The 20,308-nt window shown below is 70.0% G+C and carries 18 protein-coding genes; 9 read left to right on the top strand and 9 right to left on the bottom strand.

All coding sequences use genetic code 11. The features are described 5' to 3' along the window. Window positions 1–31: 31 nt before the first annotated feature. From LC438_RS16185 to LC438_RS16175, 3 genes are all read right to left on the bottom strand, one after another. Window positions 32–505, bottom strand: a complete 474-nt coding sequence (locus LC438_RS16185; RefSeq protein ID WP_223587182.1) for a recombinase family protein — start codon at window positions 503–505, stop codon at window positions 32–34. Window positions 506–579: 74 nt separating this feature from the next. Continuing rightward, window positions 580–882, bottom strand: coding sequence for a hypothetical protein (locus LC438_RS16180; RefSeq protein WP_223587181.1), 303 nt, complete (start codon window positions 880–882; stop codon window positions 580–582). Between the two features lie 118 nt (window positions 883–1,000). After that, window positions 1,001–1,990, bottom strand: coding sequence for a malate dehydrogenase (locus LC438_RS16175; protein WP_223587180.1), 990 nt, complete (start codon window positions 1,988–1,990; stop codon window positions 1,001–1,003). Window positions 1,991–2,034: 44 nt separating this feature from the next. On the opposite strand from LC438_RS16175, the gene LC438_RS16170 reads away from it, so the two are divergent. Together LC438_RS16170 and pip are read left to right on the top strand one after the other, a co-directional pair. After that, window positions 2,035–2,931, top strand: a complete 897-nt coding sequence (locus LC438_RS16170; protein ID WP_223587179.1) for a neutral zinc metallopeptidase — start codon at window positions 2,035–2,037, stop codon at window positions 2,929–2,931. Window positions 2,932–2,965: 34 nt separating this feature from the next. Next, entirely contained in the window at window positions 2,966–3,952 is a 987-nt protein-coding gene (gene pip / locus LC438_RS16165; protein ID WP_181155868.1) for a prolyl aminopeptidase, read from the top strand. Window positions 3,953–4,018: 66 nt separating this feature from the next. Here the strand turns inward: pip and LC438_RS16160 are convergent, their stop codons facing one another. The 3 genes from LC438_RS16160 to LC438_RS16150 form a co-directional block, all read right to left on the bottom strand. Continuing rightward, window positions 4,019–5,971, bottom strand: coding sequence for an aldehyde dehydrogenase family protein (locus LC438_RS16160; protein ID WP_223587178.1), 1,953 nt, complete (start codon window positions 5,969–5,971; stop codon window positions 4,019–4,021). 227 nt (window positions 5,972–6,198) lie between these two features. Further along, window positions 6,199–7,575, bottom strand: a complete 1,377-nt coding sequence (locus LC438_RS16155; RefSeq protein WP_223587177.1) for an MFS transporter — start codon at window positions 7,573–7,575, stop codon at window positions 6,199–6,201. Between the two features lie 82 nt (window positions 7,576–7,657). Further along, on the bottom strand, window positions 7,658–7,921 hold the full coding sequence (locus LC438_RS16150; protein WP_105673911.1) for a glutaredoxin domain-containing protein: 264 nt from the start codon (window positions 7,919–7,921) through the stop codon (window positions 7,658–7,660). A 73-nt stretch (window positions 7,922–7,994) separates the two neighbouring features. On the opposite strand from LC438_RS16150, the gene LC438_RS16145 reads away from it, so the two are divergent. After that, window positions 7,995–8,387: an SIP domain-containing protein gene (locus LC438_RS16145; RefSeq protein ID WP_223587176.1), complete on the top strand. Its 393-nt coding sequence runs from the start codon at window positions 7,995–7,997 to the stop codon at window positions 8,385–8,387. A gap of 90 nt (window positions 8,388–8,477) precedes the next feature. On the opposite strand, the gene LC438_RS16140 is transcribed toward LC438_RS16145, so the two are convergent. Then, complete coding sequence (locus LC438_RS16140) at window positions 8,478–8,933, bottom strand: adenylyltransferase/cytidyltransferase family protein (RefSeq protein WP_105673915.1); 456 nt, start codon at window positions 8,931–8,933, stop codon at window positions 8,478–8,480. A 201-nt stretch (window positions 8,934–9,134) separates the two neighbouring features. Here LC438_RS16140 and LC438_RS16135 point away from each other — a divergent pair, with 201 nt between their 5' ends. Further along, the gene (locus LC438_RS16135) at window positions 9,135–10,340 is read left to right on the top strand and encodes a glycosyltransferase (RefSeq protein ID WP_223587175.1); all 1,206 of its coding nucleotides are present in this window, start codon (window positions 9,135–9,137) and stop codon (window positions 10,338–10,340) included. On the opposite strand, the gene LC438_RS16130 is transcribed toward LC438_RS16135, so the two are convergent. Both LC438_RS16130 and LC438_RS16125 read right to left on the bottom strand, forming a co-directional pair. Next, window positions 10,337–11,245 carry a glycosyltransferase family 2 protein gene (locus LC438_RS16130; RefSeq protein WP_223587174.1) on the bottom strand — a complete coding sequence of 303 codons (909 nt, stop codon included), beginning with the start codon at window positions 11,243–11,245 and terminating at the stop codon, window positions 10,337–10,339. The genes LC438_RS16135 and LC438_RS16130 overlap by 4 nt on opposite strands. Next, window positions 11,242–12,195, bottom strand: coding sequence for a glycosyltransferase (locus tag LC438_RS16125; protein ID WP_223587484.1), 954 nt, complete (start codon window positions 12,193–12,195; stop codon window positions 11,242–11,244). Before LC438_RS16125 ends, LC438_RS16130 begins: the two co-directional genes overlap by 4 nt. A 181-nt stretch (window positions 12,196–12,376) precedes the next feature. Between LC438_RS16125 and LC438_RS16120 the strand changes: the two genes are divergently transcribed. The 5 genes from LC438_RS16120 (at window position 12,377) to LC438_RS18800 (ending at window position 20,022) form a co-directional block, all read left to right on the top strand. Next, window positions 12,377–13,111, top strand: coding sequence for a CDP-alcohol phosphatidyltransferase family protein (locus LC438_RS16120; RefSeq protein ID WP_105673924.1), 735 nt, complete (start codon window positions 12,377–12,379; stop codon window positions 13,109–13,111). 5 nt (window positions 13,112–13,116) lie between these two features. After that, entirely contained in the window at window positions 13,117–14,022 is a 906-nt protein-coding gene (locus LC438_RS16115) for a glycosyltransferase family 2 protein (protein ID WP_223587173.1), read from the top strand. Further along, on the top strand, window positions 14,019–14,657 hold the full coding sequence (locus LC438_RS16110; protein ID WP_105673928.1) for a hypothetical protein: 639 nt from the start codon (window positions 14,019–14,021) through the stop codon (window positions 14,655–14,657). Before LC438_RS16115 ends, LC438_RS16110 begins: the two co-directional genes overlap by 4 nt. Window positions 14,658–14,818: 161 nt before the next feature. After that, window positions 14,819–15,352, top strand: a complete 534-nt coding sequence (locus tag LC438_RS16105; protein ID WP_223587172.1) for a DUF4352 domain-containing protein — start codon at window positions 14,819–14,821, stop codon at window positions 15,350–15,352. Further along, entirely contained in the window at window positions 15,352–20,022 is a 4,671-nt protein-coding gene (locus LC438_RS18800; protein ID WP_308116184.1) for a PKD domain-containing protein, read from the top strand. Before LC438_RS16105 ends, LC438_RS18800 begins: the two co-directional genes overlap by 1 nt. Window positions 20,023–20,308: the final 286 nt, after the last annotated feature.

The raw sequence follows: 20,308 nt of genomic DNA, 5'->3' as shown, positions 1-20,308 counted from the left end.
TCCGTCGTTGGTCGACGGGTTGCGGTCGGTCTCAGCGTGCAGCCGCGTCGGCGAGGTGTCTCGCGTTGTGGCTGAGCACCTTGACCATGATGCCCCGACGGCGCAAGTCAGCCACCGTCCTGGTGCCCTCATCGGCGTTCCGGCCGAGAGCGTTGATGTTGGCGACGACCAGGACGTCACCGGGGTGCAGAGTCGCGATCAGCCGCGCGAGGCGGTCGTTCCAGCTCTCCAGGATGTCGGGTGCCGGGTGCCGGAAACCCTCGATCGGCACCCCGAACCGGGTGAGATCGTCGCGCTGCTCGACCACCGACGGCATCCCATCGCGTGCGACGACCAGACCGACCAGTCGTGACCCGTCCGGTCGCGCCGACCAGAAGTCCCTGTTCTGCTGCAGCTCGGTGAAGCACTTCGGGCACTCTGCGGCCGCGTGCGGCAGGTGCAGCGGGCTCGTCAAGGCGTCATCCACGGATGCCGCAGCCTTCGTCGGTTCTGTCATCTCGCTCATCGCGCACCTCCAGCGTCCATTCTGCCCTGTCCGCACACCCCTGGCATGCCTGCCTGCAACCTGCGGGCACGCCCTCAGAGTCGCTGCAGCCGCCGTTGCGGACCTTCGAGGCGGGCCACGGCGATCTTGACCTCGACGATCTCACCCGCCAGGTGGTCGAGCTGGGACTCGACGCGGTCCATCCTGCCCTCGACGCGGTCGATGCGCGTGTCGAGTCTGTCTATCCGTGCATCGACCTGATCGAAGCGCGCTCCGACCTGATCGAACCGTGCATCGAGTCCCCTCGACTGGTGCGCGATCATCCCGCCGACGCCACCGAGGACGGCAAAGGCGAAGAGGGCGATGACCATTCCGATCACGTCAGGCGACACGAACACCCTCCCATTCTGCTCCGGCGACCAGGGCTCGTCCATCGACTTTAGGCCAGAGAATCCGGCGGTTCCGCGGTCTGTGGACGAACCCGATCGGTGGCGCGATGGGGAGGAAGAGTGCGGGTCAGAGCAGGCCGAGCGCCCGCACAGTCTCGCGCTCGTCGACGAGCTCTGCGACGGACGCGTCGATCCGGGCCCGAGACCGTGCGTCGAGCTCGAGCCCCTCGACGATGCGCCACTCTCCGTCCACCGACTGCACGGGGAACGAGGAGATCAGCCCCTCCGGCACTCCGTACTCGCCGTGGGAGACCACCCCCGCCGAGGTCCAGTCGTCGGTGCCCCGCACCCAATCGCGCACGTGATCGATCGTGGCGCTCGCTGCCGAGGCCACCGACGACGATCCGCGGACCTTGATGATCTCGGCCCCGCGCTGAGCGACACGCGGGATGAACGTCTCGTCGAGCCACGCGGGCACGTCGCCCACGATGGCGGCGAGAGCATCGCCGACCGGCATCCCGGCGACGGTCGCGTGCGAGACGTCGGGGAACTGCGTCGCCGAGTGGTTGCCCCAGATGGGCACCCGGCGCACGGTCTCGACCGGGACGCCGAGGGTGGCCGCGAGCTGCCCGCGGGCGCGGTTCTCATCGAGTCTGGTCAGCGCCGTGAAGCGCTCCGCCGGCACGCCGTCGGCGGATGCCGCAGCGATCAGGGCGTTGGTGTTGGCCGGGTTGCCGACGACCGTGACGCGCACACCGGATGCCGCGTGCGCCGCGATCGCGCGCCCCTGCGGACCGAAGATGCCGCCGTTGGCCGCGAGCAGGTCTCCGCGCTCCATCCCCGGTCCTCGGGGGCGGGCGCCGACCAGCAGCGCGAGGTCGCTTCCGTCGAAGCCGACAGCGGGGTCGTCCGTCACCTCGACGTGCTCGAGGAGCCCGAACGCGCCGTCCTGCAGTTCCAGAGCCGCACCCTCTGCGGCCCCCAGACCCTGCGGGATCTCCAGGAGGCGCAGCCGGACCTTCTCGTCGGGCCCCAGCAGGTCGCCTGCGGCGATGCGGAACAGCAGGGCGTAGCCGATCTGGCCGCCCGCACCGGTGATCGTGATGGTCGTCGTCATATGTCGAGCCTATGACGGCATCCGCCCGGGAGTACCCTCGATCCATGACGTTCAATCCGGATGCCGACATCTCGACCAACACCACTCGTCGCCGAGGACGCGGGGCAGTCGTCGCCGGCGCCGGAGGAATCGGCCTCCTCGGGATCATCGCGCTGATCGCGGGTCCGCTTCTGGGCATCGACCTGACCGGGCTGATCTCCGGCGGCACCGATGGTGGCGGGAGCGGCGCGGGAGCACCCCAGGAGTCGAGTCTTACGGACTGCAAGACCGGCCAGGATGCGAACGAGAGGACCGACTGCCGTATGGCGGGCGCCGAGGTGGCGCTGAACGCCTACTGGGAGGACCACGTCGACGGATATGTCAAGCCGGGCATGGTCGTCGTCGACGGGTCGACGTCCACGGCGTGCGGCACCGCATCGAACGCGGTGGGCCCCTTCTACTGCCCGCCGGATCAGACCGTCTACATCGACCCCACCTTCTTCCAGGTCATGCAGCAGCAGTTCGGGGCCTCCGCCGGAGACCTCGCTCAGCTCTACATCGTCGGGCACGAGTGGGGCCACCACATCCAGTACATCACCGGCACGATGGACAAGTATCCGAACAACGGCACAGGACCCGAGAGCAACGGCGTGCGCACCGAGCTCCAGGCCGACTGCTATGCGGGGGCCTGGATCGCGCGCATGTCGGAGGACAAGGATGCCGACGGTGTTCCCTACCTGAAGCCTTCGACCGAGGAGCAGCGTCGTGACGCGCTCAATGCGGCACTTGTGGTGGGCGACGATCACATCCAGCAGCAGTCGGGCGGCTTCGTGAATCCGGAGAGCTTCACCCACGGGACGAGCGACCAGCGTCAGTACTGGTTCGCGAACGGGTACAAGAACGGCCTCGACGTGTGCGCGGCGACCTTCACTCTGCCGGGGGATCAGCTCGACGGCCAGTAGCGTTGACGGCGTAGGTCTGTGATCTGGAGGATCGATGACGATGAATCTGGATGCGCTGTATCCGGCGATCGAGCCGTATGAGACGGGCGAGCTGCTCGTGGGCGACGGCCACCGCATGTACTGGGAGGTCAGCGGCAACCCGGAGGGCAAGCCGGTGGTGTTCCTCCACGGCGGCCCCGGGAGCGGGACGTCGCCCTGGCAGCGACGGTTCTTCGACCCCGAGGTCTACCGGATCGTCCTGCTCGATCAGCGCGGCTGCGGACGCAGCACACCGCATGCGGGGGAAGCGGGCGCTGACCTGCGCCACGTCACCACCGCGCACCTCATCGCCGACATCGAGCTGCTGCGCAAGAACCTCGGCATCCGCACCTGGCAGGTGTTCGGCGGCTCCTGGGGCAGCGCGCTCGCGCTCGCCTACGCGCAGGCGCACCCGGATGCCGTCTCCGAGCTCGTGCTCCGCGGCATCTTCACCCTGCGCCGCGAAGAGCTGGAGTGGTTCTACGAGGGCGGGGCGGCCGCGTTGTTCCCCGACCTCTGGGAGGCGTTCATCGCGCCGATCCCCGTGCTGGAGCGCACGAGGATGATCGAGGCGTACCATCGACGCCTGTTCGATCCTGACCCGGCCGTGCACGAGCCCGCCGCGGTCGCCTGGTCGACCTGGGAGGCGTCGACGGTCACGCTCACTCCGGACGCCGAGCAGATCGCCGCGATGTCCGACGCGCGCAGGGCCACCGCGTTCGCGCGGATCGAGAACCACTTCTTCGTGCATCGCGGCTGGTGGGACGAGGGACAGCTGATCGCCGGGGTGGACGGCATCCGTCACATTCCGACCGTGATCGTGCAGGGGCGGCATGACGTGTGCACGCCCATGATGACCGCGTGGGACCTGCACAGGGCGTGGCCGGAGGCGGACTTCGTCGTGGTCGACGACGCGGGCCACTCGGCATCCGAACCCGGCATCCAGCGCGCGCTCAGGGCCGCGACCGACCGCTTCGCCGCGTCATTCTCCGCCGGTCGGTGAGCGAGCTTCCTCTCGGCCGTTGAGCGAGGGAGCGGAGCGACCGAGACAGAAGGGGTGGGGTCAGGGCTACGCGCGCAGCGCCTTCAGCAGCGTCTTCACGAGACCCGCGGTGCTGCCGTTCACGCGGAACCGTGTCAGCCCTTCGCTCACCTCGGCGCCGGTGCGGGCCGACACGAACCACGGCGGCTTCGGGAGGATCGTGAGCCGACCGCCGCCGTTCACCACGGGCAGCGACCGGGGGAACGGGCGGAACGGTCCGCGGATCACCGAGCGCTCCACGCCGTCGAGCAGCAGGGCGTTGTGCACGATGCCGATGCCGCTGCCCACGTCGTCGATCGTGCTGCCGGGGAACGCGCCCCACGTGAGGGTCGGGGTGATGAAGCCGAAGGCCGTCCAGCCGTTGATGGCGATCGAGCCGTAGCGGAGGTTCGCGATCGCACGCTCGAATCCGCTGCCGAGCGACTTCTCCGTCGCCGGGTCGATCAGCAGGTTCGCGCCGAGCGTGCCCTGCAGCTCGTCGTTGGCGTACGAGACCGCGGCGTCGAGGAAGGACTGGCCCTCGCCGGGGACGGTCACGACGCCGAGCACAGGGGCGAAGTACTCGGTGTGCTGCAGGGCGTCGGGGTCGTCTCCGTCGCCGATCTCGACGAGCAGGCGGTCGCCGAGCACGAGGGCGTCGGGGTACGCGTCGGTGGCCTGCTGCATCCTCGAGGGCGACCCGGGGTACCAGATCGGCCGTTCCGGGGCGTTCGCGTAGGCGCGGCGCAGCTCGGCGCGGAAGCGGTCGGCCTGCGCCCAGTCGGACGACAGGATGACGACCTGACCGGCGATGCAGTTGTGTCCGCCGTTCTGCAGACGCATGGTCGCGACGTGCTCCGCCTGGTAGCGCAGGTCGTCGTCCGACCACGCGCCGGGGACGACGATGATGGGCGAGACTCCGCCCAGCTCGGCGGTGATCGGCTTCTTCAGCTGCGGACGGTTCTCGCGGCGGCGTCTGGCGGCCGCGGCGCCCGTGCCCCACACGATCGCGTCGAACGTCGCCGCTGAGCCCGTGATGTGCACGTGGACGAGGTCGGGGTGACCGGTCAGGTAGGCGCCGACCGCCGGTCCGCCGCGCACGATGCGCAGGAACCCCGGCTCGATGAGCGGCGCGAAGGCGCGTTTGTAGACGGGCACGAGGGCGTCCTGCGTGGGGTTGACCTTCAGCAGCGCGGTGCGGTTGTGGGCGAGCAGCTCGTAGAGCACGTCGAGCACGGGGATGGAGGTGATGTTGCCCGCGCCGAGCACGAGTCCGACCCCGCCGGATGCGGTCGGGGTGCGCTGCGCGAGCCCCGCGGCGGCCCGCGCACCGTTCGGGGTGATGCCCGGTTCCAGCCAGACCTCTCCGGTGAACCCCGACAGCAGGAACCTGTCGATGCCGGTCAGGGGGAAGGTGTGCACGCGGGTGCGTCCGCCCGGAGCGCGGTCGATCTTCACGCCGTCGAGGGGGTTGGTGCCGTCGGCGAGACGCGAGAGGGTCTCGATGTAGGCATCGAGGGCGCCGAGCACGCTGTACGGGCCGCTCAGCCACTCCTCGCCGCGAAGCGGATGCCGCCCGTCCAGCCCCTTCGACGCCGCAGCGGTGTCTGCCCAGTCCTCGGCGGTCGCCGCGACGCTCGTCCGCACCGCGCGCAGGAGAGTGACGCGCTGTGACAGCGTCAGCGCCGACCAGATCGAGGCGCCGGTCTGCAGGTCGCCGATCGCGGAATCGAGGCGCGTGCGCTCGCCCTCATCGAGTGCGGGGAGGGCGGAGGCGGATGCGGTGGTACCCGAGCTCTTCGCCGTCGCAGGTGCGGTGCTGGCGGCTTCCGAGCTCTTCTGCCGTGCAGACGCCGGAGCCTTCGCGGTCTGGGCAGCATCCGGGCGCTTCGGCGTCGCGGGCGCGGTCTTCGGGGCTTTCGCGCCCGACGAGGCCTTCTTCGCAGGGCGAGGGGTGCTCGACGCGCTCTCGTCGGCGCTGGGCGATGTCGCAGAAGTCATCGGCGTCTCCTTCAGGCAGGACCCCAGCTTATGCCGCCGGGTCCGGTTCGGCCCGGTCTCACGTGGTGGACCTGGGCTTTCGCGCGGCGAGAACCTGCACGAGCTGCAGAAGTTTCGGGCGCGTGCGCAGCAATCAGCAGCGCGAGCGGGAGAAGAGCCGCGCGAGGGAGGGGAGCAGCGCGAGCGGGAGAAGCGCAGCGGGAACGGGGAGCCTGCGCGAGCGGGTATCAGCCCTCGATGTCGGCGCGACGGAGGCGGTAGCGGCGCAGCGCGGCGAGACTGCCCAGCATGAGGACCGCCGGGAGGATGCTGAAGCTCAGTACGATGCCGGCGACCGCGGCATCCGGCTGGGTCGTCGTCGCCCCGGCGACTGTCGACACGTAGCCGGTCGCGGCCAGCGTGAGCGACACGACGGTGGCGCCCAGGGCGAAGCCGACGGTCTCGCCGGCGGTCCAGACGCCCGTGAACGTGCCGGCCTGGCCGGCGCCGTGGAGGCGCTCGTCATGCGAGATGACGTCGGGGAGCATGGCCATCGGCAGGGACTGCAGCCCGGCGTAGGCGACTCCGGCCACGGCCACCGAACCGTAGATCCACGGTCCGGGCGCCCACACGGCGAGCGTGATCGATGCCGCCGCGACGGTGAAAAGCACGCTCGCGACACCGAATGCGCGTTCCTTGCCGACGCGACGGGCGATCGCGGTCCAGCCGGGTGTCGCGAGCAGCGCAGGGCCGACGAGCGCGAGGAAGACCAGCGTCACGGCATCCTCCGACCGCAGCACCCAGGTCGCCACGTACTGGGCGCCGGCGAGCATCGTGCCGGTCGCGAGCGCCTGAAGGAGGAACGTCGCGAGCAGCGCCCGGAAGGGCTGGCTGCGGCGGAGGGCGCTGAGCCCCGATGCGTAGTGGTCGCGCAGGCTCGCCGTCTCGGGCACGGCGCTCGCCGCAGGGCGCGCACGGGATGCCGCGGCATCCGCCGTCTTCGCGGCCACGTACATCCCGATGCCGATCGCGAGACCGGCGGCGATGCCCATCAGCAGGTATCCGACGACCTGGTCGGACCCGGCCTTGCGCAGCTCGGGGCCGCCCGCGCCGAACAGCAGGATTGCCGCGGTCAGGACGATGACGCGCCAGCCGAGCAGCCGCGTGCGTTCGTCGTAGCTGTTGGTGAGCTCGGCGGGGAGGGCGACGTACGGCACCTGGAACAGGCTGAAGGCCGTGGCGGTGGCGAGGAACGCCAGGAGCACGCACGCGGCGCCGGCGACAGGGCCCCACGATGGCGGCACCGCGAAGGTGAGCGCGAAGAAGAGGGGGAGCGTGAGCGCGCCGGTGACCATGAATCCGCGGCGGGAGCCGGTGCGGGCGAGCTGACGGTCGGATGCCGCCCCGATGACCGGGTCGATCACCACGTCCCAGATCTTCGCCGCGGTCACGATGAGCCCCGCGGCCAGGGCCGCGACGCCGAGGTTGTCGGTGAGGAAGTAGGTCAGCACGAGACCCGGGAGGGTCGCGTAACCGCCGGTCCCCAGGGAGCCGATCGAGTACAGCGCGATCGTGCGGGCGGGCAGGCGTGCGGATGCTCGTTCGGGGCGAGCCTCGGTGCTCATCGCGCCAGTGTATCGGTCGCCTCGGCGAGGCGATCCGCGCCGTCCCGCTGAGGGGTCGGCGAGGATCGAACGCCGATCGGGATCAGATCAGGGAGAGCTCGCGGAGCTTCGCCTCGACGTCGGCGTTGGACGGCTCGACGTGGTGGGAGGAGTCCGGGTAGACGACGACGGGGATGTTCGTGCGGCCCGAGATCTCCTTCGCGACGTCGGCTGCGGAGGGATCGGCGACGAGGTCGATGTAGGTGTACTCGATGCCGAGCTCGTCGAGCTGCTTCTTGGTGCGGATGCAGTCGCGGCACCAGTCGGCGCCGAACATCGTGATCTCGGATGCTGCAGGAGTGGTCATACATCCAGGGTACGACGAACGGATGCCCCCGGCGTCGTTGACGAGTAAGGGTAGCCTTACCTATGCTTGAGGGATGAGCACCGCATGCGAGCACCTCGAGGATCCGGACTGGGAGAGCATCGAGGGCGCGGTGCTCATCGCGGGGGATGCCGCGGACGCCGTGTTCATCGCCGGCATCTGCGCCCGGCTGCCGTGGGACGCGCAGGGCGTGGTCCTGCTCGAGGCCGCCGCACGCATCCAGCTCCGCCACATCGACGTGCCCGACGGGGTGTCGGTGCGATGGCTGATGCGGGGCGACGGCATCCGCCAGCACGTCAAGGGGGAGCGTCTCGCCGCCGCGGTTCACGCCTGGTGTGTGGAGTGGACCTGCACGGAGCCTCCGGCGCAGTGGACGGTCTGGCTCGGCCCGCACACTCCTCCGCGGGTGGCCCGTATGGCTCGGAGCCTTCTCGGCGTCGCCAACTGACCACGCGCCGCCGACCCCGGAGGGCGGCGGCGCGTCCCTCGACCGCATCGACCCGGCGGCCCCAGCTCGGCCGGATCGATGCGGTCGGTCTCAGCGCGCGACGGCGGATGCCGTCTGCGCGGCCCCGGCGGTGATCGCATCGAGGGCGCGGCGCAGCGAGGAGCTCGAGGTGTGGGCGGTGTACGGGAAGTACACGACCTCCACTCCGACCTCGGCGAACTCCCGCTCGAGCCGCAGGCCCTTCTCGGTGCCCCGCCAGTCGTCGCCCTTGAAGAAGTGCGTGAAGTGCACGTCTCGCCAGGAGTCCATCTTCGACGGCGTCGTCTCGACGTAGACGTCGTCGACGAACGAGATGTGACGAACGATCTCCGCGCGCTCCGCCGTCGGGATGACGGGCTCGATGCCCTTCACCTCGCGCAGCATCTCGTCGCTCACGACGCCGGCGATCAGAATGTCGCACTGCTGCTTGGCGTGTCGAAGAAGGTTCAGGTGCCCGACGTGAAACAGGTCGAAGGCACCAACGGCATAGCCGATGCGCGTCCCCATGATCTCCCCAGATCAGTAGATTCCCCAGAAGCGGATCCCCATCCGCTCAGCGACTCCCACAGCCGCATCCGGTCAGCCTAGCAGGAGTTCGCCCGAAGCGGGGAGTGCCCGGTTCTGACCCTTCTCACGCGGGGCCGAATATGGAAAGGTTGTTTATGAAGTGAGCGGGGACGTTCTCAACTCATAGCAACCCGTGAAACGATGGAGTCGGCATCCGAAGAGGGGGATCAGGTGGTGGCAGAGGTCACGGTCATCGTGCCGACGTACAACGAGCGCGACAACGTCGCGGAGCTCGTCGCACGCACCGCCGCCGCGCTCGCGGGGCGTGACGCCGAGATCCTCTTCGTCGACGACAGCACCGACGACACCGCTCTCGAGGTCGAGCGGGTCGCGGCCGACGCGCCCCTGCCCGTCCGCGTGATCCACCGCGAAGACAACACCGGCGGACTCGGCGGCGCCGTGGTCGTCGGGCTCAAGGCCGCGGCATCCGACCTCTGCATCGTCATGGACGGCGACCTGCAGCATCCGCCTGAGCTGCTGCCCTCGCTCCTCGACCGCCACGACGAGGGTGGCGCCGACGTCGTCGCGGCGTCGCGCTACATCGGCGGAGGCGACACCAGCGGGCTCGGCACGGCCGTGAGATTCGGGGTGTCGCGCGCCGCGACCTGGCTGACCAGGGCGATGTTCCCGATCCGCCTCGCGCGCAGCACCGACCCGATGACCGGCTTCTTCCTGGTCGACCGCAGCAGGCTCGACCTCGACGCGCTCCGACCGCAGGGGTTCAAGATCCTCCTCGAGATCCTCGCGCGCACCGACCTGCGCATCGCCGAGGTGCCGATGGAGTTCGCCGAGCGGCGCCACGGCACGTCCAAGGCGAGTCTCCGCCAGGGGGCCACGTTCATCGCCCACCTGGCCAGGCTCCGCTTCGGGAAGATGTCGCTGTTCGCGATGATCGGCGTCATCGGCGCCGTCGCCAACCTCGGCATCATGTGGCTGCTCACCGACGCGGGCGTCCCCTACGTGATCGCCGCGATCATCGGCGCCGAGGTCACGATCATCGGCAACTTCCTGCTGCAGGAGCGCTTCGTCTTCGCCGACATGCGCACCGACGCCCGCGGGCTGGGGCTTCGCTTCGCCGCATCGTTCGCGTTCAACAACGTCGAGGCGGCCGTGCGCATCCCCGTGATGTCCCTGATGGTCGAGAGCTGGCACATCTCCAGCGTGCTCGCCACGGCGCTCTCGCTGATCGTCGCGTTCTTCGCCCGGTTCCTGTTCCACTCCCTCGTCGTCTACGCGCCGCGTCGGCGGCGGAAGGCGGATGCCGCGGAGGAGCCTTCCGTCGACACCGCGGCGCTCAGGGTCATCAGGGCGATCGACGCCGAGGCGATGCGGCCGGGGGAGCTCTAGCTCTTCGGGCGGGCGTACTCGCCGCGCACGATGCCGACGGCGGCGAGCATCCGTCCCTGCGCGAACCAGGCGCGCCGCTGGTAGACGGCGTTCGCCGCCGTGTCGCGTCGCAGAGCCGAGACCGCGCGTCCGCCGGTGAAGGCGACCCAGCGCACCGCTCCGCCGACCAGGTGCGCGACGTGCAGGAGCGGGCGCTTCCACGCCGGCGCCTCCCGGATCAGCAGCCGCACGCGGGCCTGCCCGTGCGAGATCGCGCGGCGGTGCACGAACTCGCGCGTCGTGCGCTCGGGCGCGATGTCGTCGCGGGCCACGGAGTCGGCGGAGGCCACGATCGATCCGCCCCGCGCGACGACGGCGCGGCCGAACACGTTGTCCTCGCCGCCGATGAGACCGAGCGAGACGTCGAAGCGCACGCCGAGGGTCCGCACCTGGGCGGTGTCGACGAGCACGTTCCCCGTGGCGAGGGAGTCGAGCCGCTTGCCGTTCGGGAAGCGCGTGCGGCGCATGAAGCCGCCCGCGGCGATCCACGGTTCGGTGCCCTCGGGCCACACGTAGCGGACGTAGCCCATCACGACGGCCGCACGTGTGTCGCGCCAGACGTCGACCAGGCCGTGCAGCCACCCGTCCTCGGGGAACACGTCGTCGTCGATCATGACCGTGAGCTCGTCGTCGGATGCCGCGTCGAGGGCCGCCTGCCGGACGGCGGCGATGCCGGGGGTCGTCTCCGAGAGGTACTCGACGCCCAGCTCTCCGGCGACGACCTCGGCGGATCGCTCCGGGTCGTTGTCGACGAGCAGGATGCGCGTGCGCAGCCCATCGGTCTGCGTGCGGATCGCCGCGACCAGAGGGGGCAGCAGAGCAGCGCGTCGGTACGTCGGGACGGCGATCAGCACGGACTCGGTCATCGTGTCGCTCCGCGACGGTGCGCCACCGCGCGCGTGAAGGCCTCGCGATGGGCGACGCCCGCCCGGTCCCAGTCACGGGCCGAGAGGTCGGGCTCACCGGCGGGAAGGGTGCGGATCGCCTCGGCGAACGCCAGGAGGTCGGATGCTGCGAGCTCCTCGTCGAACATCGTGATCCAGCCGGGGCCGACCTCCGCCGACAGGGCTTCGTTAACGGCGGTGCGGGGCACCAGCACGGGGCGGTTCAGGGACAGCGCCGCGAGCACGGTGCCGGAGTTATGCATGAAGCGGTAGGGCAGCACGATGCCGGAACTGCTCATGACGGCGCGGGCGAAGTCGGGCTCCGACAGGTAGCGGAGGTCGAGCTCGATGCGGCCGTCGGCCTTCGCGCTCGCCCGCACCTCGTCGGCGAGGCCGGCGCTGGTCGGGTTGCCGGCGATGCGCAGCCGCAGCTCGGGGGCGATCTCCGCCGTCTCCGAGAAGACGCGGATCAGGTCCTCGACGCCCTTGTACCGTCGCACGAGGCCGACGAATCCGAGGGTTCCGGGAGCGGCATCCGTCTTCTCGACATCGGCGAACCAGTCGCGGTAGTGGCCGTGCGGGATCAGCGTCGACTCCGCGCCCTCCGGCAGCTCCGTCAGCTCGTTGAGCACGATGCGGTGATCGGTGCGACGCTCCACCCATTCGAGGTAGCGGCGCTGCCAGGGGGAGACGTCGCCAGGGAGCTCGACGTTGTGCACGGTGCGGATGACGGCGACCCGGCCCATCGAGATGCGGGCCCGCAGCGCGATCGCGTACGCCCGACGGGCGAGGCCCTTCGCACCCGTCCCGGAGCCGAACAGCGTCTCCGGCCAGTGGAACTGGATGGCGTCGAGTCGGCCGAACAGCGCCTGACGGCGGTCGAAGCGCCGGTGCTCGACGCCCGGCGTCGACGCCAGCGCCTCATCCAGCATGTGCACATACGGATTGGATGTGGGGCGCGGCGCCCCGAATGACTGCATCACCCTGATCGGGCGCGCAGAACCCCCTGATTTGTTCCCCATGGTTCCAGTGTGCCAGCAGTCGGGCTCTACACTGGTCGGGAATGACCCGGGCATGTGGGGTGCCCGCGGGTCGTGACATAGGGGAGTCGACATGTCCGCATCCTTCGCTGCCGCATACCGGCAGCTGGCCGCTGCGCAGAAGGGCCATGCCCGCGGGGCGCCCGGCTACTCGGTGTACGTGAACCGCAGGGTCGGGCGGATGCTGGCCGCTTTCGCGTTCCGCGTGGGCATCACGCCGAACCAGGCCACGGCCATCAGCGCCGTGCACACGTTCACCGGTCTCGCGCTCCTGCTCCTCCTCCCGGCGGCGTGGTGGACCGGCATCCTCGTCGCCCTGTTGCTCGCCCTCGGCTACGCGTGGGACTCGGCCGACGGTCAGATCGCACGGCTCCGCGGCGGCGGCAGCCTCGCGGGCGAGTGGCTCGACCACTTCGTCGACGCGCTGAAGATCGCCTCGCTGCACCTCGTCGTGCTTCTCGCTCTGCAGCTGCACACCCCGCTCGCCGGCACGCCGTGGCTGCTCATCCCGCTCGCCTTCTCGGTGGTCGACGTCGTGACGTTCTTCGGGATGCTCCTCAACGACCTGCTGAAGCAGAAGAAGGGAGTGCAGTCGACGCACTCCCGCGGCGGCGGCACCTTCCTGCGGTCGATGATCCTGCTGCCCACCGACTTCGGGCTGCTCTGCCTGGTGTTCGCCCTGTGGGGATGGACGACCGGCTTCCTCGCCGTCTACGCCGTGCTCGCCCTGATCAACGCGCTGTTCCTCGCGCTCGCCGCCGTGAAGTGGTTCCGTGAGATCAGCGCGCTCGACCGCGAGGACGGCTGAGCGGCATGGCTGCCGCACCCGCGTTCGCGGTCGTCACGGTCAACTACGGTTCCAGTGCGCTGATCGCCGAGAACTTCGGCCGTCTCGCGCTGCCCCCGGAGGGGCGACTGGTCATCGTCGACAGCTTCAGCTCCGCGGCCGAGCGCGAGGCCGTCCGCACCGTGGCCGACGCGCTGGGCGCCGAGTGCGTGCTGCTCGACGAGAACCTCGGCTACGGCGGCGGGACCAATGCCGGGGCGGCGCGGGCGCTCGAGCTCGGCGCCGAGGTGATCGTGCCTCTCAACCCCGATGCGAGCATCGCGATCGACGACCTGCGTCGGATCGTCGACGCCGCGCACGGCACCCGAGATCTCGTGTCTCCCCGCATCGTCACGGGAACGGGCGCCAGCTGGTTCGCGGGAGCCGACCTCTACCTCGATGACGGCACGACCGCCGGGCGCGCGGCCAGGGCGAGGCACGAGGGCCGCCCTCGACGCGAGTGGGCCACCGGCGCGTGCTTCGCGCTGTCCGCCGACGTGTGGCGGGACCTCGACGGATTCGACGAGGAGTACTTCCTGTACTGGGAGGACATCGACCTCTCGCATCGTGTGCTCGATGCCGGCGGGGCGCTCGTGCTGGCCGACGCGGTCGTCGTCCACGACGAGGGCGGCACCCACGAGGGCGAGACCACCGATCGTGCGAAGTCGCCGACGTACTACTACTTCAACATCCGCAACCGGATGATGTACGCCCGCAAGCATCTCGATCAGGACGGCATCCGCCGGTGGCGGCGCTCCTCGCTGCGCGTCGGGTACGGGATCCTCCTTCAGGGTGGTCGACGCCAGCTTCTATCCACTGCCCCGTGGCGCGCCTATGCGCGCGGGGTCCGCGACGGCTTCCGGGTGAGCCGGGGGAAGGCGACGGGACGATGAGCGGCATCCTCACGGTCTGCGACGCGAACGTGTGCCGTTCGGTCGCAGCGGAGTTCCTCCTCGCCGAGGAGTTCTCGCAGCGCGCCTCGCTCGCGGGGGTGCGGGTCTCCAGTCGAGGAGCGCAGGCTCTGCAGGCCCACTCCGCCTGTCGGCTCGTGGCGGAGATGCGCGAGGACGAGACCTGGCTCGCGCGGTCTCGACGGCATCAGTCGCTCCAGCTCGGCGCCGAGGAGATCGAGGACGCGGATCTGATCCTGACGGCGACGACGAGCTCCCGCGCGGCGGTCGTGTCGCTGGTTCCGGGTGCGCGGCGCCGGGTCTTCACGATGCGCGAGGCCCTGTGGCTCGCTCCGGGGTTCGCACCGAGACCGGGCGCGGTCGGTGACGACCTCGTGCGCGACTTCGCCGCGCACCTCGATGCGCAGCGCGGGCTCCAGCAGGTTCCGGTGAAGCGGGCGCGTCCGTGGCGGCGCGCTGCTCACCCCTTCGACATCGCAGACGGGCACGGCGCCGGTCGTCGTGCTCATGCCGCGACGCTCCAGCAGGTGCAGAAGACGGTCGCAGAGCTGGTCAGGGCGATGGCCACGGATCCGACTTTGCCTTTTCTCTCGACACGGAGGGCACCCGTCCAGTAGGATTCGGGTTGTGCGACTTAGGGAGTCGCGCATGGGAGCGGCTTAGGGGAGCCGCCACTGGGGAAAACTGGGGAAAAAACGTGAGCCTTCATTGGTGCACGCGTCGAACGGGGTATTCGACGCTGTCAAAAACTGTCGGGGGAGCCGTCGTCATCGCGGCGATGCTCACCCTTGCCGCATGCGCGCCCGCTGAGACGGACGGCGCTTCGCCGTCGCCGTCGCCAAGCGCGACGCAGATCCTGCCGCCCGGCGCGACCGAGAGTCCCGACGCCGGGGACGGCCCGCAGACCGCGGCTCCGCTTCCGACGCAGGAGGCAGCCGTCGGCGAGACCGTCGCCTTCGACACCGGCATCTCCGTCGTGATCGACAAGGTCGAGTCCGTGACCGTCAAGGCGGAGACGCCCGGCGAGGTCTCCGGAACCGCCGTCGTCGTCACCGTCACCGCGAAGAACGGCACGGATGCCGCGCAGAGCCTCGACTCCGCCGTCGTCACCGTCAACGCGCAGGACGGCGAGCCCGGCATCGGCACGACCGCGGGCGATCCCGCGCCGCTGACCGGCTCACTCGCACCGGGGAAGTCCGCCACCGGTCGCTATGTCTTCATGCTCGGCTCCGCGTCCGGTCGCGACGTCGCCGTCTCCGTCAACTACGCCGCCGGTGAGCCCGTGGCGATCTTCACCGGAAAGGTCTCCTGATGGCTGTTCAGGCTGGAACCTCGCGCTCGCGTCTGCGGGCGGCCCTGGCGCTCGGCGTCGGCATCGCTCTCGCAGCGGCCGCTGTCGTCGCCGTCCCGAACGCCGCGTCCGCGGCGGTGCCGGCGGCGAAGGCGCCTCTGCTCGAGCGCACGAACGACGTGATCACCTCCGACCCGCTGCCGACGGTCCAGATCGACTCGGGGTACGTGTGGGCGCAGGCCACGATCGGCAACATCGTCTACGCGGGCGGCAGCTTCACGAACGCGCGGGCCGCGCTCGCGGCTCCGGGCACGAGCCTGACCCCGCGCAGCAACATCCTTGCCTACGACATCACGACGGGTGAGCTGCAGGGCTTCGCTCCTGCAGTGAACGGCGTGATCAAGGCCGTCGCGGCGTCTCCCGACGGATCGCGCATCTACATCGGCGGCTCGTTCACGCAGGTCAACGGCACCGCGCGGTACAACTTCGCGGCCCTCGACGCCCAGACCGGGCAGCTGATCCCGGGCTTCGCGCCCGCTGTCGGCGGCGCCGGCGTGTACGGCATCGCGGTGAGCGCGGACTCCGTGTACGTGGCGGGCAACTTCACGCAGGCGAACACGGTGGCGCGCAAGAACTTCGCGGCCTTCGCGACCTCGAACGGGGCGCTGCGCGACTGGGCGCCGACCTCCGACCAGCAGGTCGACGCGCTCGTCATGGAGCCCGGCGGGCAGCACGTGATCGCCGGCGGACGCTTCTACCTCATCAACAACGCGACCCAGCGCGGGCTCGTGGCTCTCGATCCGACCACCGGCGGCATCGACACCGGATGGGCCGCACCGAACACCGTGAAGAACGGCGCACCGCTGAGCTCGAGCTACGCGGGCAAGACCGGCATCTTCGGCCTGTCCGTCGACCAGTCCGGCGTCTACGGCACCGGCTGGGTCTACGCGAACGCCGCGTCGGGAAACCTCGAGGGCGCGTTCGCTGCCGAGGCGGGCACCGGGGCGATCCGCTGGGTGGCCGACTGCCACGGCGACAACTACGGCGTGTACTCGACCGGCAAGGTCGTCTACACCACGAGCCACACGCACGCCTGCGAGACGGCCAACCTCTGGCCCGAGCAGAGCACGCGCACCTGGCGCTACATGCTCGCCTTCACCGCCACCGCCGAGGGCACGCTCACGCGGAGCCTCACGGCGGGCACGACCTACGCCGACTGGAACGGCACGGCCTCCCCTTCCGCGTACGCGGTGACCCCCGACTACACGGTCGGCAATACGTCGGGTCTGGGCCAGGCGGGCCTGTCGATCACGGGCGCCGGCGACTACGTCGCCGTCGCGGGAGAGTTCACGAGCGTGAACAACAAGATGTTCCAGGGCATCGTGCGCTTCTCCTCCAAGCCCGCGGGCGGCGCCAAGCAGGGGCCGCGACTGTCCGGCACCGACTGGACCACGCCGACGGCGACGTCGACGCAGTCCGGACGCGTGCGCGTGTCGACCACAACGAACTGGGATCGCGACAACCGCGACCTCACCTACCAGCTGCTCCGTTCCGACTCGGCCACTCCGGTCGATCAGGTGACCACGCAGTCGGTGTGGTGGCAGGTCGGCGCGGTCGTCCTCAACGACACCACGGCCGCACCCGGAACCAACTACACCTACACGGTCAAGGCGGTGGATGCCGACGGCAACTCCGCGCTCAGCCAGCCGGTCTCGGTGACCGCCGCCGGCGGCACGGGCTCCGACTACGCCAACCTCGTCCTCAACGACCGCGCCGAGCTGTACTACCCGCTCGGCAGCCTCGGCGGCAACTGGGCCGGCGGCGCGAACCCCGTCGTGGGCAGCGGCGTGAACAACACGTCACCCGGAGCCGTGCAGGGCACGACCGGCGCCAGCGCCTCCAGCTTCAGCGGCTCCACGTCGGGCCGCGTCTCGTCGGCGACCTCGTCGAAGGGCGACGACAACTACGCCGCCGAGGCCTGGTTCAAGACGAACACCACCCGTGGTGGCAAGATCTTCGGCTACGGCACCTCGCAGACGGGCAGCTCCGGCACCAACGACCGCAACGTCTACATGCTGAACAACGGCCGCCTGATCTACGGCGTGTACCCGGGGTCGACCAAGACCGTGACCACCACGACGTCGTACAACGACAACAAGTGGCACCACGTCGTCTCGACACTGGGCCCGGCGGGCATGGTTCTCTACGTCGACGGCAAGGCCGTGGCGCAGGACACTTCCGTGGTCGCCGCGCAGGACAACTACGTCGGCTACTGGCGCGTCGGCTACGACAACCTGAGCGGATGGCCGAGCGCACCGACGTCGAACTCCTTCGCCGGCAGCATCGACGAGTTCGCGGTCTACCCGAACGCGCTGACGGCCGCGCAGGTCGCGCAGCACTACGCGACGGGTATGGGCTTCAAGGCCCCGACGGCCTCGTTCACCACGGCCGCGACCGACCTCTCGGTCGCCTTCACCGGCACCGCAACCGCCGACACCGGACAGACCATCACGGGCTACTCCTGGAACTTCGGCGACGGACAGACCGCGACCGGCGCTACGCCCACGCACGTGTACGCCGCCTCCGGCACGTACACCGTCACGCTCACCGCCACGGACAGCCGCGGGATCATCGGGGTGTCCACCCAGCAGGTCACGGCCCTCGCGCCAAACGTCCTGCCGACGGCGGACTTCACCTCCACGGTCTCCGGACTCACCGCATCGGTGAACGGCCTGCCGTCCGCCGACTCCGACGGCACGATCGCCGGGTACTCCTGGAACTGGGGCGACGGAACGCCCGCTGGTGCCGGAGCCACGGCCACGCATGCCTACGGGGCGGCGGGAACCTACACCGTGACGCTCACGGTGACGGATGACCGCGGCGGTCAGGCGACCACGACGGGCGACGTCGTCGTGACGCATGCCGCTCCGGTCGCGTCGTTCGAGGCGAGCCCGAATGTGCTCGACGTGAACGTCAACGCCTCGGCCTCGACAGCGTCGGATGCCGCGACGCTCAGCTACTCCTGGAACTGGGGCGACGGCTCGGCCGCGGGCAGTGGAGCGACCGCGTCGCACCACTACGCAGCGGCCGGCAACTACACGATCACCCTGACGGTGACCGACAGCCTCGGCGCGACCGCGACGACCACCCGCACGGCGACCGTCGCCGACAAGCCGTTCGCGATCCGCGACGACTTCGAGCGCACCGCGGCATCCGGCTGGGGATCTGCCGAGGCCGGCGGCGCGTACACCGTGATGAACGGGGCGGCGGCCGCGGCATCCGTCGCGGGCGGTCGAGGACTGCTGACTCTCGCCACCGGTCAGACGCGCAACGTGGCCCTGCAGGGCACGTCGCTCGCCGACACGCTGACGTCTCTGTCGTACTCGATCGACCAGGCGCCGTCCACCGGCGGATCCTACGTCGGCGTGAGCGCACGCAAGTCCGCGACGAACGAGTACCTGGCCCGCGTCTGGATGCGGACCGACGGCAAGCTCTGGCTCACCGTCCAGCGCGGCAGCACCGTGATCGCCACGCAGGCGCTCACCACGACGTGGGCCGCAGGAGACGTGTTCCGTCTCGCGGTGAACGTCAGCGGTGCGTCGCCGACGACCATCCAGGTGAAGACCTGGAAGGACGGAGCGATCGAGCCCGCCGACTGGCAGCTCACCGTGACCGACTCGACCGCCGACCTGCAGGGGACCGGCTGGACGAGCGTGCACGCATCCCGTGGATCCACGGCGACGTCGACCGCGGTCTTCTCGTTCGACGCGCTGCGGGTCACCGACCTCAAGGCCCCGCTGCCGAATGTGGCTCCGACGGCGGCGTTCACGAGCACGGTGACGAACCTCGGTGTCGCGGTCGACGGATCGACGTCGACGGACAGCGACGGCACGGTCGCCGGGTACTCCTGGAACTGGGGAGACGGCACGGCCGCAGGCGCCGGCGCGACCTCGACGCACACCTATGCCGCGGCGGGCACGTACGACGTGACGCTGACGGTCACGGATGACGACGGCGCCACCGGCACCGTCACCCACCAGGTCGTCGCCACCGACCCGCCCGTCGTGGACCCGGCGATCGCGCGCGATGTGTTCGCCCGCACGGCGACCTCGGGCTGGGGCCCGTCGGACGTCGGCGGTGCGTGGACTCTCACGGGCGGTGCGGCATCGGCCGCATCCGTCGCAGACGGCGTCGGAAAGCTCACCCTCGCGGCGGGCGGAACGCGCAATATGCTGCTGAATTCGGTGTCCGCGAAGAATGTCACGATGTCGGCTGATTTCAGCGCCGATGCGGCTCCGTCCACCGGGTCCGCATATGTCGGCCTGATCGCACGATCGAGCGCCACGGACAACTATCTCGTGCGCGCCTGGCTGAACGCGAACGGGACCGTGTCGATCGTGATCCAGCAAGGATCCGCTGTGCTGTCCACTTATGTGGTCCCGGGAATCACTCGCGGCGCCGGAGACGCGTTCACCCTCAAGGTCGACGTATCCGGCGGAGCATCCACGACGATCTCGGCGAAGCTGTGGCGTCAGGGCACCGAGGAGCCGGCGAACTGGCAGACCTCGTTCGTCGACACCACCGGTATCGACGCGGCTGGCGCCGTCGGAGTGCACGGCAACCGTGTCAGCTCCGCCACCGCTCCGACCGTCATCTCCGTCGACAACTTCCGGGTTCTCGACAACGGCTGATCCGGCCGCAAACGAAGAGTCGACAGGCGGCCGCCTCTCGCCGAGACATTTCTCTGCGAGGGGCGGCCGCTTTCTTGCGTGAAATCGGTGGAAATCTGCAGAAACACCCCTCGACGGGGATGAGGGCGACGGGGTAATATACCAATGCGACCGCTTAGGGGAGTGGCCGTAATACTGGGGAAACTGGGGATCACGTGAACCGTCATCGGTGCACGCGCCGAACAGGGAATTCGGCGCTGTTCGAATTCACTGCGTCTGGCCTTCCGGCCACAGCCTCCGTCAGCCA

It is taken from the genome of Microbacterium sp. OVT16B (genome assembly GCF_019969705.1).
GTDB lineage: Bacteria > Actinomycetota > Actinomycetes > Actinomycetales > Microbacteriaceae > Microbacterium > Microbacterium natoriense.
Note: the sequence above shows the minus strand (reverse complement) of the source record. Positions and strands in the feature narration are given on the sequence as shown.

What these genes read in the sequence shown, in the direction of transcription:
- LC438_RS16185 (WP_223587182.1), bottom strand. Translation starts at nt 505, where the DNA reads ATGAGCGAGATGACAGAACCGACGAAGGCTGCGGCATCCGTGGATGAC.
- LC438_RS16175 (WP_223587180.1), bottom strand. Translation starts at nt 1,990, where the DNA reads ATGACGACGACCATCACGATCACCGGTGCGGGCGGCCAGATCGGCTAC.
- LC438_RS16170 (WP_223587179.1), top strand. Translation starts at nt 2,035, where the DNA reads ATGACGTTCAATCCGGATGCCGACATCTCGACCAACACCACTCGTCGC.
- pip (WP_181155868.1), top strand. Translation starts at nt 2,966, where the DNA reads ATGACGATGAATCTGGATGCGCTGTATCCGGCGATCGAGCCGTATGAG.
- LC438_RS16160 (WP_223587178.1), bottom strand. Translation starts at nt 5,971, where the DNA reads ATGACTTCTGCGACATCGCCCAGCGCCGACGAGAGCGCGTCGAGCACC.
- LC438_RS16155 (WP_223587177.1), bottom strand. Translation starts at nt 7,575, where the DNA reads ATGAGCACCGAGGCTCGCCCCGAACGAGCATCCGCACGCCTGCCCGCC.
- LC438_RS16150 (WP_105673911.1), bottom strand. Translation starts at nt 7,921, where the DNA reads ATGACCACTCCTGCAGCATCCGAGATCACGATGTTCGGCGCCGACTGG.
- LC438_RS16145 (WP_223587176.1), top strand. Translation starts at nt 7,995, where the DNA reads ATGAGCACCGCATGCGAGCACCTCGAGGATCCGGACTGGGAGAGCATC.
- LC438_RS16140 (WP_105673915.1), bottom strand. Translation starts at nt 8,933, where the DNA reads ATGGGGACGCGCATCGGCTATGCCGTTGGTGCCTTCGACCTGTTTCAC.
- LC438_RS16135 (WP_223587175.1), top strand. Translation starts at nt 9,135, where the DNA reads ATGGAGTCGGCATCCGAAGAGGGGGATCAGGTGGTGGCAGAGGTCACG.
- LC438_RS16130 (WP_223587174.1), bottom strand. Translation starts at nt 11,245, where the DNA reads ATGACCGAGTCCGTGCTGATCGCCGTCCCGACGTACCGACGCGCTGCT.
- LC438_RS16125 (WP_223587484.1), bottom strand. Translation starts at nt 12,195, where the DNA reads ATGCTGGATGAGGCGCTGGCGTCGACGCCGGGCGTCGAGCACCGGCGC.
- LC438_RS16120 (WP_105673924.1), top strand. Translation starts at nt 12,377, where the DNA reads ATGTCCGCATCCTTCGCTGCCGCATACCGGCAGCTGGCCGCTGCGCAG.
- LC438_RS16115 (WP_223587173.1), top strand. Translation starts at nt 13,117, where the DNA reads ATGGCTGCCGCACCCGCGTTCGCGGTCGTCACGGTCAACTACGGTTCC.
- LC438_RS16110 (WP_105673928.1), top strand. Translation starts at nt 14,019, where the DNA reads ATGAGCGGCATCCTCACGGTCTGCGACGCGAACGTGTGCCGTTCGGTC.
- LC438_RS16105 (WP_223587172.1), top strand. Translation starts at nt 14,819, where the DNA reads ATGCTCACCCTTGCCGCATGCGCGCCCGCTGAGACGGACGGCGCTTCG.
- LC438_RS18800 (WP_308116184.1), top strand. Translation starts at nt 15,352, where the DNA reads ATGGCTGTTCAGGCTGGAACCTCGCGCTCGCGTCTGCGGGCGGCCCTG.